This window comes from Planococcus sp. ANT_H30 (assembly GCF_008369335.1).
Taxonomy (GTDB): Bacteria; Bacillota; Bacilli; order Bacillales_A; family Planococcaceae; genus Planococcus; species Planococcus kocurii.
The window spans coordinates 102,317-118,596 of record NZ_VOBJ01000007.1; the positions used below are offsets into that span (position 1 = coordinate 102,317).

19 protein-coding genes are annotated in these 16,280 nt (G+C 41.9%); 4 read left to right on the forward strand and 15 right to left on the reverse strand.

The genetic code is table 11. The features are described 5' to 3' along the window. Positions 1-89: 89 nt before the first annotated feature. From FQ085_RS14120 to FQ085_RS14150, 9 genes are all read right to left on the reverse strand, one after another. Positions 90-575: a nucleoside deaminase gene (locus tag FQ085_RS14120; protein WP_058383906.1), complete on the reverse strand. Its 486-nt coding sequence runs from the start codon at positions 573-575 to the stop codon at positions 90-92. 29 nt (positions 576-604) lie between these two features. Then, the gene (locus FQ085_RS14125; protein WP_149456906.1) at positions 605-1,222 is read right to left on the reverse strand and encodes an NAD(P)-dependent oxidoreductase; all 618 of its coding nucleotides are present in this window, start codon (positions 1,220-1,222) and stop codon (positions 605-607) included. Between the two features lie 285 nt (positions 1,223-1,507). Further along, positions 1,508-2,467, reverse strand: coding sequence for a nucleoside hydrolase (locus tag FQ085_RS14130; protein WP_058383904.1), 960 nt, complete (start codon positions 2,465-2,467; stop codon positions 1,508-1,510). Between the two features lie 49 nt (positions 2,468-2,516). After that, positions 2,517-2,930, reverse strand: a complete 414-nt coding sequence (locus FQ085_RS14135) for a MarR family winged helix-turn-helix transcriptional regulator (RefSeq protein WP_058383903.1) — start codon at positions 2,928-2,930, stop codon at positions 2,517-2,519. A gap of 144 nt (positions 2,931-3,074) precedes the next feature. Further along, positions 3,075-4,376 (reverse strand): MFS transporter, encoded by a 1,302-nt coding sequence (locus FQ085_RS14140; protein WP_149456907.1) that lies wholly within the window; start codon positions 4,374-4,376, stop codon positions 3,075-3,077. Next, the gene (locus FQ085_RS14145; RefSeq protein ID WP_058383901.1) at positions 4,369-5,166 is read right to left on the reverse strand and encodes an SDR family NAD(P)-dependent oxidoreductase; all 798 of its coding nucleotides are present in this window, start codon (positions 5,164-5,166) and stop codon (positions 4,369-4,371) included. The genes FQ085_RS14140 and FQ085_RS14145 overlap by 8 nt, the downstream gene beginning before the upstream one ends. 32 nt (positions 5,167-5,198) lie before the next feature. Then, positions 5,199-5,465: a hypothetical protein gene (locus tag FQ085_RS18130; protein ID WP_223145208.1), complete on the reverse strand. Its 267-nt coding sequence runs from the start codon at positions 5,463-5,465 to the stop codon at positions 5,199-5,201. Beyond that, positions 5,407-5,565 (reverse strand): hypothetical protein, encoded by a 159-nt coding sequence (locus FQ085_RS18135; protein ID WP_188074757.1) that lies wholly within the window; start codon positions 5,563-5,565, stop codon positions 5,407-5,409. Before FQ085_RS18135 ends, FQ085_RS18130 begins: the two co-directional genes overlap by 59 nt. 279 nt (positions 5,566-5,844) lie before the next feature. Then, positions 5,845-6,516, reverse strand: coding sequence for an ankyrin repeat domain-containing protein (locus FQ085_RS14150; RefSeq protein WP_058383900.1), 672 nt, complete (start codon positions 6,514-6,516; stop codon positions 5,845-5,847). Positions 6,517-6,617: 101 nt separating this feature from the next. Here FQ085_RS14150 and FQ085_RS18140 point away from each other — a divergent pair, with 101 nt between their 5' ends. Together FQ085_RS18140 and FQ085_RS14155 are read left to right on the forward strand one after the other, a co-directional pair. Further along, positions 6,618-6,755: a hypothetical protein gene (locus FQ085_RS18140; RefSeq protein WP_169793172.1), complete on the forward strand. Its 138-nt coding sequence runs from the start codon at positions 6,618-6,620 to the stop codon at positions 6,753-6,755. Between the two features lie 411 nt (positions 6,756-7,166). Beyond that, the gene (locus tag FQ085_RS14155; protein WP_149456908.1) at positions 7,167-7,856 is read left to right on the forward strand and encodes a class I SAM-dependent methyltransferase; all 690 of its coding nucleotides are present in this window, start codon (positions 7,167-7,169) and stop codon (positions 7,854-7,856) included. Positions 7,857-7,992: 136 nt separating this feature from the next. On the opposite strand, the gene FQ085_RS14160 is transcribed toward FQ085_RS14155, so the two are convergent. After that, positions 7,993-8,364, reverse strand: a complete 372-nt coding sequence (locus FQ085_RS14160) for a winged helix-turn-helix transcriptional regulator (protein ID WP_058383898.1) — start codon at positions 8,362-8,364, stop codon at positions 7,993-7,995. A gap of 207 nt (positions 8,365-8,571) precedes the next feature. On the opposite strand from FQ085_RS14160, the gene fdhA reads away from it, so the two are divergent. Further along, complete coding sequence (fdhA, locus tag FQ085_RS14165; protein ID WP_058383897.1) at positions 8,572-9,789, forward strand: formaldehyde dehydrogenase, glutathione-independent; 1,218 nt, start codon at positions 8,572-8,574, stop codon at positions 9,787-9,789. A 317-nt stretch (positions 9,790-10,106) separates the two neighbouring features. On the opposite strand, the gene FQ085_RS14170 is transcribed toward fdhA, so the two are convergent. The 3 genes from FQ085_RS14170 to FQ085_RS14180 all read right to left on the reverse strand — a co-directional run bounded on the left by FQ085_RS14170 (position 10,107) and on the right by FQ085_RS14180 (position 12,668). Beyond that, the gene (locus FQ085_RS14170) at positions 10,107-11,615 is read right to left on the reverse strand and encodes a DUF1846 domain-containing protein (protein WP_149456909.1); all 1,509 of its coding nucleotides are present in this window, start codon (positions 11,613-11,615) and stop codon (positions 10,107-10,109) included. Positions 11,616-11,934: 319 nt separating this feature from the next. Beyond that, positions 11,935-12,414 (reverse strand): 23S rRNA (pseudouridine(1915)-N(3))-methyltransferase RlmH, encoded by a 480-nt coding sequence (gene rlmH, locus FQ085_RS14175; protein WP_082707516.1) that lies wholly within the window; start codon positions 12,412-12,414, stop codon positions 11,935-11,937. Positions 12,415-12,503: 89 nt separating this feature from the next. Beyond that, positions 12,504-12,668 (reverse strand): CxxH/CxxC protein, encoded by a 165-nt coding sequence (locus FQ085_RS14180; RefSeq protein WP_071152944.1) that lies wholly within the window; start codon positions 12,666-12,668, stop codon positions 12,504-12,506. A 386-nt stretch (positions 12,669-13,054) separates the two neighbouring features. Here FQ085_RS14180 and FQ085_RS14185 point away from each other — a divergent pair, with 386 nt between their 5' ends. Next, positions 13,055-13,804 carry an SDR family NAD(P)-dependent oxidoreductase gene (locus FQ085_RS14185; protein WP_149456910.1) on the forward strand — a complete coding sequence of 250 codons (750 nt, stop codon included), beginning with the start codon at positions 13,055-13,057 and terminating at the stop codon, positions 13,802-13,804. Positions 13,805-13,935: 131 nt separating this feature from the next. Here the strand turns inward: FQ085_RS14185 and FQ085_RS14190 are convergent, their stop codons facing one another. Both FQ085_RS14190 and FQ085_RS14195 read right to left on the reverse strand, forming a co-directional pair. Beyond that, positions 13,936-15,138, reverse strand: a complete 1,203-nt coding sequence (locus tag FQ085_RS14190) for a S1C family serine protease (protein WP_049693586.1) — start codon at positions 15,136-15,138, stop codon at positions 13,936-13,938. A gap of 348 nt (positions 15,139-15,486) precedes the next feature. Beyond that, positions 15,487-16,275, reverse strand: a complete 789-nt coding sequence (locus tag FQ085_RS14195; protein WP_058383875.1) for an MBL fold metallo-hydrolase — start codon at positions 16,273-16,275, stop codon at positions 15,487-15,489. Positions 16,276-16,280 lie beyond the last annotated feature (5 nt).

Consider the following 16,280-nt stretch of genomic DNA (forward strand, 5'->3'; position numbering starts at 1 on the left):
TTCGCTTTTGATACTCCCTTATTATAACAATGATTAGACAGTAACAAAAAGTGAAAAAGAAATGCCTACATTAACCTCAACTATTTGTTTTAACGTTTCATTTCAAATGCTCTCTGATGAAGTCCACGCATCTGCTCTGTCAGTTCAGAAGCAGGACCGTCGACAACTGTGTCTTTAATAACTTCTTCAATAGCTAACCTTCGAACACGCGATGAAGCGGTCGCACCCATTTCACTCAACCACTCAGCTGATTGCTGTGACGAGCTTGCATAGACGATTCTTCCTAAACCTACCAATCCGTGAGCTGCTGCACACATCGGACAATGTTCGCCTGACGTATAAACCGTCGCTGTGCTCCGTTCTTCCGGCGACAAGTGATTCGCGGCCCAGCGTGCAATCGCAAACTCCGGATGCTGGGTATGATCGCCGCCTGCTACGTGGTTATGGTCTTCAAAAAGAACGGCTCCCTCCACCGAAACAAGAATAGACCCATACGGCTCATCTCCTTTTTCAAGGGCGGTTTCCGCCAACTCTACACAACGTCGCAAATACGTTAAATCCTTTTCGGTAATCATCTTTACTCCCCCTTTTTGTTCGTAACACGTTAACTAGAAATTCCAACCGACGCGTTTTCGTACTGTGCATCGCTTAAGGCTTTGACGATAAAATGCGCAACATCCGCACGAGGAATTGATTTCGACTTATCCGGCACACCTGTCGTAGCTTCTTTGTACTGCCCTGTAAACGCGCCATTTGTTAATCCCATCGGTCGAACAATGGTAAAGGTCAGTCCGTGTTCTTGAATCAAATCTGTAGCTGCTCGGTGATCGATTAGCGGGTTCTTCAGCATCTTCATGATTAGCTTTCCACTGACACCTGTGAGTTCATTATGAACACCCGCAGATGCCGTGTAGACAATGCGCTTCACACCGTGGTCCTCCATGCCCATGACAATGTTTTTTGTCATCTCTTGAAGTTCTGTTGACTGCTTCATTCCTTGACTAGAGCCTAAGCACGATACAACTGCATCATGCCCTGCAATGGCTGCTGAAACTTCTGCTGTGTTAAAGGCATCTCCTTGGACAACAGTTAAATTCTCGTGTGTTACTTGTAACTTCGTTGGTGTTCGGACAAATGCCGTAACCTCAAATCCACTTTCTACTGCTTGCTTGACAACCGATTGACCTACGCCACCCGTAGCACCGAATACGATAATGTTCATTGCGTTTCACCCTACTTTCTTATGATTGGTATACCCTTTTTTCATTTAAAAATCAATCTATCTTAACTGTCTAAAAAAATGCACACCGCGTTCAGGATTCTGACACCGGCTCACAAGCTTTTAAAAGTAGCTCGTATCGCCAAGTCCTTTATACATTCTCGCCCACGATTCAAAAAACAGACGGAGAAAAAGAACATCTTTTTCTCCGTCTGCTTTATTTTAGCGGCGTATGGGACAGATCCTTAACTAAAAAGACATGACCTTAAAAAATAACGTCAACTACACTTACTGAAGTCGTTCTGAAATAACCTTTACTGCCTTCACAAACTCTGCAACGAATGCTTTGCGGTTAACGCTGTGAAGAACATGCACATTTGGCGTTTTCCCTGAACGATTCGTATAGTCAACGACTGTCGCACCTGCTGCTAGTCCTTCTAAAGCGACTTCTACAAAGCAGTCCTGACCTTCGAAAAACTCCGGTTTCAATAAATACATAACGGCGCAAACATCATGGAAATGCAGCACTTGATCGTAATTTTCTTCATGGAAAGAGGTTCTCTTGATGACATCCAAATAATACGTCACCAGATGATAAGCTTTCTCCGCAAACTCCGTACCAATGTTTAAAATGCTTTTTGCTTCGTCGATTGTGACAAACGCTTTATGAGTGACGTCTAATCCACTCATGACAACCGGTACACCCGAACGGAACACAATCTCTACTGCGTGTGGATCGACGTACGCATTAAACTCCGCAGTAGGTGACATATTACCTCCTACTGCCGCTCCACCCATCCAGGAAATCCGCTCAATTTTTGGTTTTACTTCAGGGTGCGCAAGCAATAACGCCGCCACATTGGTTAGGGGTCCTGTTGCAACAATGGTGATTTTCTCATCACTCGCCATAATCGTTTCCAGCATGGCTGTGACAGCTGGTCGTTTACTAACTGGTAAAGTCGGTGCTGGAAACTGCACATTGCCAAAGCCGCTTTCCCCGTGAATGTCTTCTGCTACTTCGAGTTCACGGAACATCGGCTGCTCCAATCCACGTGCAATTTCAACGTCGGCTCCGATATAACTTAAAAAAGAACGAGCGTTGTAATTTGTCTTGTCTTGAGAGATATTTCCTGAACACGTGGTAACAAGTCGTACGTCCAGTGTTTCACGATTAGCAAATGCTAAAGTTAGCATCATTGCGTCGTCGATTCCTGGGTCTGTATCGATGATGATTGGTAATCTTGTCATAGAGTGAGCCACCTTTACATTTTTAAGTATCGTTGCTTGCAGGAACGCTTTAGTTACTTAATTTGCGGTAAATTTTTAGTAACTGATCTCGTTCTTCAGTGGTTAGGGTTTCAAATAATTTTTTTCGCAAAGTAACACCTTCTTTGTTAGCTCTTTTGACCATCTCTACCCCTTTATCTGTAATGGATAAAATAATCATTCGACGATCGGATTCAGACGTTGTTCGGACGGCTAACTTTTTACTGATCAACTTTTCTGCCAAATGGGTAATCGTTGGAGGAGTTAAGCCTACTTCTTTGGCAATATCCGAAGGAGAGCTTTTTCCGTGTACCATCAAATGAGCGAGCACCAAAATGTGAGAAACCCCCAAGTCTTCATTAAATGATTTGTTCCACTGAACAATTAAGTTATCGGTTACTTTATCCATATTGTGTATAATTTCGAAAATAGTTTGTTCACTCATGCTAATGAATCCCTGCTTTCTACTAAATAAGAGCCCCTATTGGCTAGGGGCTCTTATTATACATATTTTAGGCGCAACTTGAAACAAGCATACCACAAAGAGAAGACCTATCCGGAAAAAATATTCCATATCCTCTCCACTTATTTATTTTTTCCAAGCACCGGCTGCTAGTAGTTTTTCTTTTCCTTTGAAAGCGTATAGAACTGCTACAATCGCGAGCACTAACATGACAAGAATGGTATACAATCCACCTGAGTAGCTGCCTGTAAATTGGAAGATGTATCCGTAAGCAGGTAAGGCAACGATTGCAGCAATCGCCAATCCTAGTGAAGCAGTAGAGTAAATTTGGCTGTAGTCTTTATTGCCAAACAAACTTTGTGTCAATGATGGCGTCAGCGTTCCAATGCCACTTGTTACAAAAGCAAACAACACAAGTGCAACAAAAATAACGGTAGCGCTTGAAGTCACAAACAATAACAGTGAAATCGAAATCAATCCTAAGCCCATCGTCATAATGGTCGTGTTTCGAGATCCAATTTTATCGTTTAACATTCCGATAATAATCGCACCCAATACCACACCTAACATATAAACACCCATTGCGGTTCCTGCAAATTCTTGTGTAAAGCCTTTATCGACAATATACGATGGAATGTGCATCATAAAGCTCGCAACGGAAGTAATAAGGAAGAAAAACAGCATCAATGCATAAAACGAAGACGATTTTTTCGCATCGCTCATCGCAATTCCTTCGTTTTGTGTTTCACTTGAAGATCCTTGGTCGGCGATTTCCGTGTCCGTCATGCCGTAAGGATACAAGCCTTTGTTTTGAGATAATTTTTTAATAAGAAGGAGCGTAACGGGAATCACGACAATGATTGCTGTAATCCCTACTGCCATATACCCGTATCTCCAGCCTTGGTTGACGATTACTGAACCAATAACAGGCTGTGCAAATGCACCGATTAACCCGCCAGTTGCTGTCAAAATGCCCAGTGCCAATCCGTTATTTTTTCTAAACCATTGGTTGATTAAAACCGGTCCTGCTATAACGTTAATAAAAATAGCACCAAACGCTAATGGAACAGCCAAAATATACCAGCCCCATACTGAATTCATCAGTCCGAACGCCGCAAACGAACCACCTTGTAAAATAATCGCGACAATCAACAATAAACGAATATCGTATTTCGCCATTAACTTACCCGCAACAGGTAGTAATATAATCGTAACAACTGCAGATATACTCATGTACAAGGTTAAATCACCAATACCAATACCCAACTCTTTTGAAACAGGTGTTAAGAACAGACCGGACGAGTTATTGACTACCCCTTTACCAAACGCGACGATGATACAAAGACCAATCAGCACCAACCAAGCTGCATGAATTTTACTTTTACTTGCTTTTACTTTTTCTTCTGGCTTGACCGTTGTATTAACCATTCATCTGCTCCTTAAAATCGGGAATGGTCGGATTGCTTAAATAATGTCCGCCTTCCACTTTAATCGTTTGACCGGTAATAAATTTCGATTCATCTGATGCTAGGAATAATACCGTATTTCCAATATCGTCTGGCTCACCGTGGTAAGGTAACTGGTTGTATCTCATAAAGGTATCCAACAGTTCTGGAGACAAACTATTTTTAGCAGCTGGCGTTAAAATCAGTCCAGGCGCAACTGCGTTACACCGAATATTTTGCTTGCCGTATTGAGTGGCAATGTATTTTGTTAAGTTAATGACGCCCGCCTTTGATGCTCCGTATGCTGTACGAACAGAGTCGCCTGCAAATCCTGCCATAGACGTGGTATTAATAATTGCGCCGCCGCCATCTTTGATCATATGCGGAATCGCAAATCGGCTTCCTAGAAGCACGCTCTTCAAATTCAAGTCCATTAAGCGGTCCCATTCTTCAAGATCCAAGTTGACCACATCGATATCTTTTCTCAAGTTGGTTCCACCAACATTATTCACCAAGACATTGATTTTTCCGTACTGTTCGACCGTATACTCTACAGCTTCTTGAATCGAACTTTCTTTACTTGCATCCAGGAAGATACCTAGCGCATTACCGCCTTGTTCGTTAATCTGTTTTGCTGCTTCTTGCGCGCCTTCTAGATTAAAGTCTGCAATGACGACTTTTGCGCCTTCTTTAGCTAATAAACTTGCAGATGAAAGCCCAATTCCAGAAGCACCACCTGTTACTAATGCTACTTTGTTTTCTACTCTAGCCATTCCTTTTCCTCCTCTTCAAAATTAACGTAGTTTCATGCTACTGCCATCAACCAGCCATGTTTAACCGGTACTACTAACCACATCTTTACTGGCCAAGAAAACGGCTGCTGTTCCGAATCGCCAACGCGACCAAGTAGAATAGTGTTCATCATGGCTTCGTACATTATTTGTGTGTTTGCAGCACTCACCATTTGTTGCACATTTTCTTTTGCAGATATATCTCTACTGAATAGAGCGCCTTTAGTGTACTGATTGATTTCGGCTACAGTTTCTTGACTTTTTTTCATTGATACCGACAAGTGCAAATCGTGCTCCTTCTTTTGCTATTGCAAGCGCAATGATTTTGCCAATCCCTGAAGCGCCACCGATAGTAATCCCAATTTCTCCTGCTAATTTCATAATAATGCATCATTTCCTTGCATAATACTTAGATATCTAAATATTTGACATCTAAATATTATCAGCAGCCTATATATATTACAACATAATTATTTTATTTCAAGATATCGTGCAATTTTTTGGCATAGAGAAGTTTTTTATGGTTTACACTCTTGTAAAAAACACGTGATTTTGGGGTTAAGCGAATCGTCTAGTTAAATTCAGTAACGTTAAAAAAGACGATTCCCTTTTGAACGGAATCGTCTTTTCGGTATCAAATTTTTCATGTCCTTCTCTGCCTCAGTCTTCTAACAGTTCGACCATTGCGGTATAGCCTTTTTCTTTCGCGTAATCGAGTGCTGTTTTACCCGAGTTGTCTCGAAGTTCTTTATTGGCATGAAATGTGATCAATTCCTGTACAATTTGCTGATAGATTTCTGAACCATCCGTCAGAGCGACTGCTTCAATCAATGCGGTATAGCCAAAATTATTTTGATGATCGATATTTACGCTACCGTCTTCTAACAGTAGCTTAACATTGTCTAAATGGCCTTTTTCAGCAGCCGGTATTAATGTATTGCCACCATAGCGATTCACAATTGTTTGATTGGGCTCGGCATGCTCCATCATATAAGCTAAAATTTCTGTTTTTCCTTGTGCACCTGCATATAGGTAGGCACTATCTTGAATATTATCTTGTTGATTGATGTCTGCTCCCGCATCAATTAACAGTTTCGCGATTTCAATGTAATTGCTATGCGTCGCAATTAACAATGGCGTTTCTTTTTTCGTATTCGTTTCATTTAGTGGATACGACGGATCCTGTAAAATTTCTTGCACCTTTTTTACCTCGTTGTCTTCGACTGCTTGAATCAGTCCACCTGAGTATTGCTCCACATTGCTTTCCCCTTCCTGACTACATCCCGTGATTAGCAAGAACATGCTTGCGACAAGGCCTATAAAACGGTTCATGCAAAACCTCCCTTACGCGATACCCTATTAGAAAACAGCAAAGTACCATTCAAGTAGTCTCTGCTTTATACTAATCATACTTACTGAAGGGGGCAGACACAATGTCCGAAATGGTCAATGATTTGAAAGAAGCGTTAATCGCGAAAGCCAAATGCCTATTTACGAGTTCGCTGTATCTGCTAAAGTACATGGCGATTGTTTTAGTGCCGCTATACATCATTTATTTAGTTCTGAATTAACGCACGTTTAAAGGCGAGTTCCTTTTGAGTAGAATCGCCTCAATGCTTCCTACGTCATTAAACCCATTGTATCAATCCAGGGTATTCTAAAATAAAATTCTGCAAGCCGTTTTAAATAGGTTAATTTGAAAGGGATTTGTTATCTTTTATTGAATTAGTTCCTATCATCATTTACCTCACTCGTTAGTTCCAAAACCGCTATTGCCTTCTTCCATCATCTAGTTCAAAACCTTTACCTCCTCCGACAAATTGGAACATGGAATTTCCGCTCCTTGTATAATTTTTTTGAAAGGTGGATGATTTCACAAAAAATCTTAGGCTGAATAAGAGCGTACCCCACTTCTTTTCAAGGGAAATGTATAAGTTTTCTCGCATATCTTAAAAGAAATTTAAAATCTTAGGAGGGTAATCATGAATAACAGCCAGCCCGATTTTAATTCTGATTTTGCTCAGCATTATGATTCTTTTATTCGTATAGCAGTGCCTGCTTATGACCAATTGTTTTCGATGGCGGACTCTTTTTTCTCCCTATCGAAAAAACCTTCTCCACATCTGCTGGTCGTTGGAGCCGGAGGAGGGGCCGAGCTGCTTTACTTTAGTCAAACTCACCCTAATTGGTTTCTAACCGGAGTTGATCCATCCGAACAAATGCTAAAAATTGCTTCGTATAAAATTCAGCAAGCAGGTACCGAAAATCGCGTTACCTTGCATCAAGGGTTTCTTCATGAATTGCCAACCGCCCCCAAATTCGACATGGCTACCTGTATTCTGGTTCTTCAATTTCTACCGGATGACCAGGCAAAGCTCAATTTGTTAACGAGCGTGGCTAATCGATTGGAACACGGGGATCCCTTTATTCTTGTGAGCATATATGGGAACAAGCAATCGATTGAATTCGAAAAAAATTTTACTGCGTGGAAAGAACGTTTTCGAAGTCATGGGATAAATCCTGAAAAGAGCGAGGATGTACAAAGAATTCTTAACATGCCTCTCATCTCCGAAGAACGGATACAAGAATTACTCGAAGAGGCCGGTTTTCAAAACATTGTTAACTTTTACTCTGCTTATCAAGTTGGCGGTTGGGTAGCTGAGTTGAAATGATGCATCTGCTTGCATTTCACACCACTGCTCCGTTTCCTGAGAAATAAGTTATGTTTTGTGCTGATTATAGAAAAAAGGCAATACTCCTCATGCGATGGATTATTGCCTTTTTTCTTGGAGATTCAGATGGGATTCCTCACACATTTTTCGCAATAGGAAAGTGTTTGATGTTTTTCTTTCCCCATTCATCCATCATTAAAACGATTGGAATGAGGCTTTCTCCTAAAGTGGTTAGTGAATATTCTACTTTTGACGGAACTTCAGCAAATACTTCCCGGTGAACGACCCCGTCCTCCTCCAACTCTCTAATTTGAGTAGTCAGTACCTTATGCGAAATTTTAGGAAGCAGGCGGTTAATCTCACTAAAGCGCAAGACACCCTCTGTTCCTAAATAGTAAATAATAATAATTTTCCACTTGCCGCTAATAATCGATAAGGTCAGTTCCTTTTCACAATTAAATTCGCCACTCTCAATTTCCCTTTTTATTGCTGACCGCAGATCACTCATGAAACTGCCCCCTTCTTCCATTTCCTTCTGAAAGTATCCTTTAGGTAACCTTCTCACAAAAAAGTGCGTTCTTCCATTAAAAAGAATTATAATTTAGAATATAGAGAATACTTAATATAAATAGTGAAATTTTGTCCCTTCTTCGATGCTGCCCTGGTGTAAAAATGTGATCTTTATCTGTACAAAATTAGATAGGAGCTGACAGAAATGGCAGGAAACAGAGCGGTTGTATACAGAGGTACTGGAACGGTAACAGTTGAAGATATAAGCTACCCTGAATTAATCATTAGAGATGGTCCCGGGGTAAATCCATTGAATGTCGGGCGTAAATGTGAACATGGAGTGGTGGTAAAAGTCGTTACCACCAATATTTGCGGAAGTGATCAACACATGGTGCGTGGCCGGACAACAGCTCCTGAAGGCCTTGTACTCGGTCATGAAATTACAGGAGAAGTCATTGAAGTCGGTCGTGATGTGGAATTTATCAAAAAAGGTGACCTGGTGTCGGTACCATTTAATATTGCTTGTGGCCGCTGCCGCAGCTGTAAAGAGCAAGACACTCATATTTGTGAGAACGTCAACCCAGATCGTCCCGGTTCTGCTTATGGCTATGTAGACATGGGTGGATGGGTCGGCGGGCAATCGGAATACGTGATGGTCCCTTATGCAGATTTTCAGTTGCTGAAATTCCCGGATAAAGATCAAGCGATGGATAAAATACTTGATTTAACGATGCTTTCCGATATTTTCCCGACGGGCTACCACGGCGCTGTGAGTGCGGGTGTGAAACCAGGAGCTACTGTCTATGTTGCCGGGGCTGGTCCTGTCGGTTTAGCCGCTGCCCACTCTGCCCAGCTACTGGGTGCATCTGTTGTTATCGTAGGGGACTTAAACAAAGAACGCCTTGCACAGGCCCATAGTTTCGGCTGTGAAACGGTCAATCTTCGTGAACACGCAAACCTTGCGGAACAAATTGCTCAAATTCTAGGCGTCCCAGAAGTGGATTGCGCGATTGATTGTGTAGGTTTTGAAGCTAGTGGACATGGCGAGGGAGCTGGTGAAGCACCGGCTACTGTATTAAATTCCATTATGGAAGTTACGCGTGCAGGCGGACGTCTTGGTATACCTGGACTCTATGTAACCGGTGATCCAGGCGCTGCCGACCAAGACGCTCAAAATGGAACCTTGAAGGTGCGCTTAGGACTTGGCTGGGCAAAAGCTCATACGTTTGTAACGGGCCAAACTCCGGTTATGAGGTACCATCGTGACTTGATGAAGTCGATTTTAAGCGGCAAAGCACAAATTGCCAAAGCGGTAAACGCAACGGTCATTACGTTAGACCAATCACCAGAGGCATACGCTGAATTTGACCAAGGCGCTTCCAAGAAGTTTGTTATTGATCCTCATGGGCATTTTAAAAAGTAAGTTGCTTGCTCCTGTGCTTATGGAAAAACAGGGAGGTTCATTTCCTTTTGAATGATGCGTGTTTGGCTAGTAGATTCACCAGAACCAAGCATTAATATTTTAATATAAAAAAGCGCTAGGATGATAATCCTAGCGCTTTTGTGAAGTTGTGTTACTAAAAAGTCTACTAGCTCTTTACAGAACTAATCTGTCCTTGCTTAATTCAATTTTAAGCCGACCAAAGACACCGCAAGTTCAAAATAATCATAACTGTATACATGAAAAACACCTGCCTCAGACTTCTATATAAGAAGAAAAAGGCAGGTGTTTTCTAAAATCTAATTGTAATACAAGTTCTCAGTTGGATAGATCGGATCATTGGTGATGTCGATTCCAAGCTTTTTAAAAGTCTGTTCGTTTTCTCTATTCAATATGACCGTAGAATGAGCTTGGGTGTCTTTTAAATTTGGCAATTGCTTATAAGCCAGCTCAGAAGTAGGATTGGTGACCGCACTGATTGCCAGTGCAATGAGCACTTCATTGGCGCTTAATGTTGGGACACGGCTGTTCAAGTCATCCGTTTTCAACCGTTGAATCGTCTGTAAAATCATCGGCGACAACAAATTAATTTCATCGGAAATATTGGTCAATTTCTTCAACCCATTCAAAATCGCGGCTGCCGAAGCATCCATCAAAGTTGTCGTTCGACCGGTGATTATCTCGCCATTCGGCAGTTCTATCGCAATTACGGCTTGTAGATTCGTGCTGTCAATTTGCTCTTGGATTGCTTTCGCATAATTACGGGCCGGCAATACAGGTATCCGATCCTCTTTCTTTAAATCGGTCTCTTCCAGAATCACTTGCATGTGGCTTACACTGTCTTCATCGGCAAGTCCTTTTTTATAGTCATTCTCTACGACGAAACTGCGCCGAATGATTTCCTGCTTGGCAGCTTCCTGGACAACCCGATCGTCGGTGATGCCCGATTTCAGGCGATTGACCCCCATATCAGTCGGTGAGCTGTAAATAGACACTTTACCGGTAATCCTTTCGATAATCCGTTTGATGACAGGAAACGTCTCAATATCACGATTGTAATTGATCGCTACTTTTTCATATGCTTCATAGTGATAATTATCAATCATATTTACGTCTTTCAAATCGACGGTAGCCGCTTCATAAGCGATGTTTACCGGGTGCTTTAACGGCAAGTTCCAAACCGGAAACGTCTCAAACTTGGCATAGCCGACTTCATTTCCAAGTTTATTCTCATGGTACATTTGGTTAAGGCAGGTGGCAAGCTTTCCGCTACCTGGGCCAGGGCCCGTCACTACCACGATCGGCTTTGTCGTTTTAATATAAGGGTTTGTCGCAAATCCCTCTTCCCCAAGGACCGCGTCCACGTTTGTCGGATAACCTTCGATTTCACGGTGAATACAGACGCTAATTCCGCTTCTCTCAAGCTTAGTCATAAATACTTTGACCGTTGGTTGCCCTTGATAACGAGTGATTAAGACACTGTTGACAGAAATACCATATGCTCGATATTCATCAATTAAGCGCAAGACATCTTGGTCGTAAGTGATGCCGTAATCTTCACGGACTTTGTTTCGTTCGATGTCTCCAGCGTAGACACAGATGATGATTTCCGCCTTTTCTTTCAGTGTATGCAATAGTTTGATTTTGGCATCTTCATCAAACCCAGGCAAGACACGCTTGGCATGTTTGTCGCCTATCAATTTTCCGCCAAACTCCAAGTAAAGTTTATCGTACTGCTGCACCCGTTCTAGAATGTAGGCTGATTGTTCTTGCAAATATTTCTCCGAATCAAATCCAAGTTTTTTCATTAATTTTGGTCCCGCTTTCTTTGCTTCAAGCTTTCTCTTAACGCAATAGATAAAAACGCCTTAAGTGAAAATCCCAGCTAAAATTCATCTTTTATCATTATATAGCTTTTTAAAAAAAGAGAAAGGAAAATCGCCTCGATCCGTTCGATGATTGAGTGATTTTAATAAGCGCAGTCATAACTTATCGTCAATGCAGTCAAACAAAATAACGAAATCTGGACCCGTATTTAGCAAATCCAAATAGCCAAAAGCTTATTTCCTTTTGATGGTTTTGAATAACTGAATTGTTTTTAGCGTTTGGTAATGGTAGAAACCTTACTTACTTATGGTACGGCTCCCCCTTCATAATCCGAAACGCCCGATAAACCTGCTCCACCAAAATCAGCTTCATCAATTGATGAGGAAACGTCATCTTTGAAAATGACAACTTTTCATCCGCCCGCTTTAACACCTCATCATGTAACCCAAGTGATCCGCCAATCACAAAGACAATTTTGCTGCGGCCGTAAGTCATCAACGATTCGATATCTTTTGCGAGCTGCTCTGAGGTTTTCATTTTGCCGTCGATCGCTAAGGCAATGACGTACGCGTCAGCGGAAATTTTCGCCAAAATTCGGTCGGCTTCTTTCTTTTTGACGATTTCCATGTCCGCATCGCTCAACTGCTCTGGTGCTTTTTCGTCTGCTACTTCGATTTCATTTATTTTTGAATAGCTTCCCAGTCTTTTTATATACTCTTCAATGCCTGATTTCAAATATTTTTCTTTCAACTTTCCTACACTGATAATTGAGATATTCACATCTTATCCCCCTTTACATTAAATTTACAAACAAGTTATGCACATATGTTATGCACATATCCACAAGCTTTTCTACATCTTGTGCCAGATCATTCGTTCGCCACAAGATACGTTGCAGCCTCTTCACAGTAATCGCATACTGTGGATAACTTTTCTATTTCTGATAATTCTGTAAGTATGGGGTAGCTTTTCACTTCAGCTACAAACTTGTCTAAGGCATGCTCTACATGGGTTTTACAGCATTTAATCTCCATTTTTTTCACTCCTTTTAAATTCCGAATATTCCACACAGTTATACACATTTTGTTCCTTTTATCCACAATCTATTTTAACAGAAGCAAAGAGTTACGGATAGCGAAGCTTTTGTTGGCCTGTGGATTGTTAATAATAATTTAACAAGTAAAAAGTTATCCACATATTATTCTAACTTCTCTTCCGCTTCTTACATTCTAAAATCTTGATATTTGAATAGTATTTGTTCAAGACAATAAAAAAACATTCATAGATTAAATCCTTTCCAATCAAGATGAAGTTCATGTCTTCCTTAAATAGCTTATACTCAGATTTCCTTTGCCTATACGAATGTTATATACTGATCTCACATATCTATCACTTTACTATTACATTTGGAGGAGATCTCATGATGTTCGAAAACAAAGTAGTAATTGTTAATGGTGGAACCGACGGAATTGGTAAGGAAGTCGTCTATTTCTTTTGTAAAGAAGGGGCTACTGTTCATTTTACTGGAAGAGATCGCGACAAAGGCTCTCAAGTAGAGAGTGACTGCAACGGAAACGCTCATTTTTACCAAGTGCATAACGAAAACGTAGAAGAAATCGAAAACTTTTTTAAAACACTTGAAACTAACGAACACCCTATTGATATTCTATTCAACAATGCGGGCATTCTATCTACAGGAATGGGGCCTTTGTCTCGAGTAAAGCTAGATGACTGGAATTACTTAATCGCTGTCAATCAAACGGCTATCTTCCTCTACATGAAATATTCTTTACTTGTGATGAGTAAGAAGCGTAATGGAGTCATTATTAACAATGCCGCGATTCTTGGAAACGACAAGGTTAATCCGATGCTACCCGCTTATAGTGGAACAAAAGCAGCCGTTGTCGCGATGACTCAAAGCACGGCACTTCGCTTTGCTAATCTGGGAATCCGCGTCAATTGCATATCTCCTGGCCCTACAGAAACCGATTTATCCATTAACGCATATGGTGGAAAAGAGAATTATGAAAAGCAATCTAAAGGACACCCTAGAGGAAGTTACGGGAAACCCAGTGAGATTGCAGAAGTTGTTTTGTTCTTAGCTTCAGACAAAGCATCTTATATAAACGGTGCGGAAATAGTCGTAGACGGTGGCTATTCCTTAAAATAAAAAAATTCAGGGTGCAAAAAAAAACAATTTTCCTATCTTAAAAAGAACCTTTCACTAGAGAAGGCGCCTACTCCGGAGCGATAGATTTCCACAAAAAACCTGCATAGAAGCTTCTATGCAGGTTTTCTATTTTACAATGCTGAATTATCCACAAGCTCTAATTCAAATTCCATCAGTTCTCCGTTGCGATAAGCGCTAACTTTCAATAGATCTCCGATTTTCTTTTCATTATACAAATGCTGACGCAGCTCAATGATATCTGCTATGGCAACTCCGTCCATCTCCACAATGACATCAAACTGTTCCATGCCGGCAGCTTCTGCTGCAGAGCCTTCTACTACAGAATTCACCACAACGCCCTCTGTGACGTCTTCAGGAAGCTTTAATGTCTCTTGACGATAGACTTGAGGCACTTGAGCTAAATCAAGCAACGTAACACCCATTGATGGCCGAATCATCTCGCCTTTCTCTTCGAGCGAATTAATAACCGGTATCGCTGAATTGATTGGAATGGAAAAGCCGATTCCTTCTACTGATGATGTTGCGATTTTCATTGAATTGATGCCGATCAACTGTCCAGCCAGATTAACCAACGCACCGCCGCTATTCCCCGGATTAATCGCAGCGTCTGTTTGAAGTACTTCTGCCTGCCAGTCTTCTTGACCATCACCGTTCAAATCCACTGGAACCGCACGATCTTTTCCTGAAACGACACCTGTTGTCACCGATCCTGAAAAATCGAGTCCTAATGGATTACCAATCGCGATAACCGCCTCGCCTTGTTTCAACGCATCCGAATCTCCAAATTGAGCAACCGCCTGTACCTTCGCTCCATCCATTTCCAGAACAGCAAGGTCCGTCCAAATATCGCTACCCACTACTGTCGCCTCGACTTTAGAACCGTCTGACAAAGTGACTTCTACTCCCGTCGCACCATCGATTACATGATGGTTCGTCACAACATATGCTTTGCCGTTATCATTTTTATAAATGACACCAGAGCCTGTTCCAACAGCTTGCTCTTGTTGAGGTGCTTGAGACCAAAAATCTCCAGCCGATTGCAAATTGGTAACGCCCACTACCGCATCCGCTGCTATCTCAACCGCTTCTGTCACATCAGTCGTAATATCAACCGAAACCGCTTCTGAACGCCCTTCCGCTTCCTGCTGAACAATCTGTGTCTCACTACTACTATCCGGTCTCAATTCCGGCATCGAATAAAACAATAACCATACCAGTAATGCACCTACTACCACTCCGCCTAAACCTGCAGCAAACGCACCTAAACGACTAGGTCTCTGCCTACCGTTCGGTGTTTGATTGTAATAACCCACCGCACTCATCCTTCCTCTATCTTCTCTATCTGTTTACCCCGCTTGAACCATTTATAAGACCTTTATCATTTCAGTTTAAAAATTTCACGTGACCAAAGCAAGTCGGAAAACTTGGTTCCTCCCTACTCATCGTTTATAGAACATCCTCTAGCTGCTTGGAGTGTAAGCGCTCGACTCCTGCGGGAATAGTGCTAGCCGGAGCCACTGGACTGAGCAAAGCGAGGGAAGCGGCAGAGGCTGCACCCGCGGAAAGCGAGCGCTGGAACGGAAAGCTTGCTTACAAATTTCAATGTACAACAAAAAAAGCCATCCAAAAGTCACTTTCATGACTTTTGAACAGCTCTTCTCTTACACAACAATCAACTTAGTCGGTATATTGGCATCGGTATCAAACAAATTCACGTATTCGCCCGTAATAATCCCTTTCGACTGCAAAGTTTGTTCAACACTCATGCGCGCCAAATCCTTCATATTATTATCCTTACTCAAATGCGAAAGATAAATACGCGTCGGTTTTTCAGCAAGTACTTCGCTCATCGCGACCGCTGCATCTTCATTGGACACGTGACCGACATCGCTTAAAATTCGACGCTTAATCGACCATGGATAACGCCCCATCTGCAACATTCCAACATCGTGATTGCTTTCAAACACATACGAATCCGACGCTTGAATAACACCTTTCATCCGGTCGCTGACATAACCTGTGTCTGTAATCAACGACAGCTTCCGGCCGTTTGCATGAAAGACATAAAACATGGGGTCTGCCGCATCGTGCGACACCGCGAACGATTCAATGTCCATCGAACCAAAAGTTTTTATCGTATCCATATCAAAATGGAAGCGCTGCTCTACTGGAACCGCTCCGATTAACCCGTCCATCGCAGTCCACGTTTTCGCATTGGCATAAATCGGCACTTTGTGTTTACGTGCCACAATGCCGAGTCCTTTAATATGATCACTGTGTTCATGTGTCACCAATATTCCATCTAAATCGCTCATTTTTTTACCGATTGCAGCAAACAACTCTTCCATCTTACGACCGCTGAGTCCCGCATCGACTAAAAAAGAATGTTCGCCGTTTTCGATGTAAGTAGCATTGCCGGTTGAACCGCTGGCTAATACACTGAATTGCATAGCAA

Bases quoted from the DNA above. Each gene is read 5' to 3' on its own strand.
- FQ085_RS14120 (WP_058383906.1), bottom strand. From the start codon at position 575: ATGATTACCGAAAAGGATTTAACGTATTTGCGACGTTGTGTAGAGTTG.
- FQ085_RS14125 (WP_149456906.1), bottom strand. From the start codon at position 1,222: ATGAACATTATCGTATTCGGTGCTACGGGTGGCGTAGGTCAATCGGTT.
- FQ085_RS14130 (WP_058383904.1), bottom strand. From the start codon at position 2,467: ATGACAAGATTACCAATCATCATCGATACAGACCCAGGAATCGACGAC.
- FQ085_RS14135 (WP_058383903.1), bottom strand. From the start codon at position 2,930: ATGAGTGAACAAACTATTTTCGAAATTATACACAATATGGATAAAGTA.
- FQ085_RS14140 (WP_149456907.1), bottom strand. From the start codon at position 4,376: ATGGTTAATACAACGGTCAAGCCAGAAGAAAAAGTAAAAGCAAGTAAA.
- FQ085_RS14145 (WP_058383901.1), bottom strand. From the start codon at position 5,166: ATGGCTAGAGTAGAAAACAAAGTAGCATTAGTAACAGGTGGTGCTTCT.
- FQ085_RS18135 (WP_188074757.1), bottom strand. From the start codon at position 5,565: ATGAAATTAGCAGGAGAAATTGGGATTACTATCGGTGGCGCTTCAGGG.
- FQ085_RS14150 (WP_058383900.1), bottom strand. From the start codon at position 6,516: ATGAACCGTTTTATAGGCCTTGTCGCAAGCATGTTCTTGCTAATCACG.
- FQ085_RS18140 (WP_169793172.1), top strand. From the start codon at position 6,618: ATGTCCGAAATGGTCAATGATTTGAAAGAAGCGTTAATCGCGAAAGCC.
- FQ085_RS14155 (WP_149456908.1), top strand. From the start codon at position 7,167: ATGAATAACAGCCAGCCCGATTTTAATTCTGATTTTGCTCAGCATTAT.
- FQ085_RS14160 (WP_058383898.1), bottom strand. From the start codon at position 8,364: ATGAGTGATCTGCGGTCAGCAATAAAAAGGGAAATTGAGAGTGGCGAA.
- fdhA (WP_058383897.1), top strand. From the start codon at position 8,572: ATGGCAGGAAACAGAGCGGTTGTATACAGAGGTACTGGAACGGTAACA.
- FQ085_RS14170 (WP_149456909.1), bottom strand. From the start codon at position 11,615: ATGAAAAAACTTGGATTTGATTCGGAGAAATATTTGCAAGAACAATCA.
- FQ085_RS14180 (WP_071152944.1), bottom strand. From the start codon at position 12,668: ATGGAGATTAAATGCTGTAAAACCCATGTAGAGCATGCCTTAGACAAG.
- FQ085_RS14185 (WP_149456910.1), top strand. From the start codon at position 13,055: ATGATGTTCGAAAACAAAGTAGTAATTGTTAATGGTGGAACCGACGGA.
- FQ085_RS14195 (WP_058383875.1), bottom strand. From the start codon at position 16,275: ATGCAATTCAGTGTATTAGCCAGCGGTTCAACCGGCAATGCTACTTAC.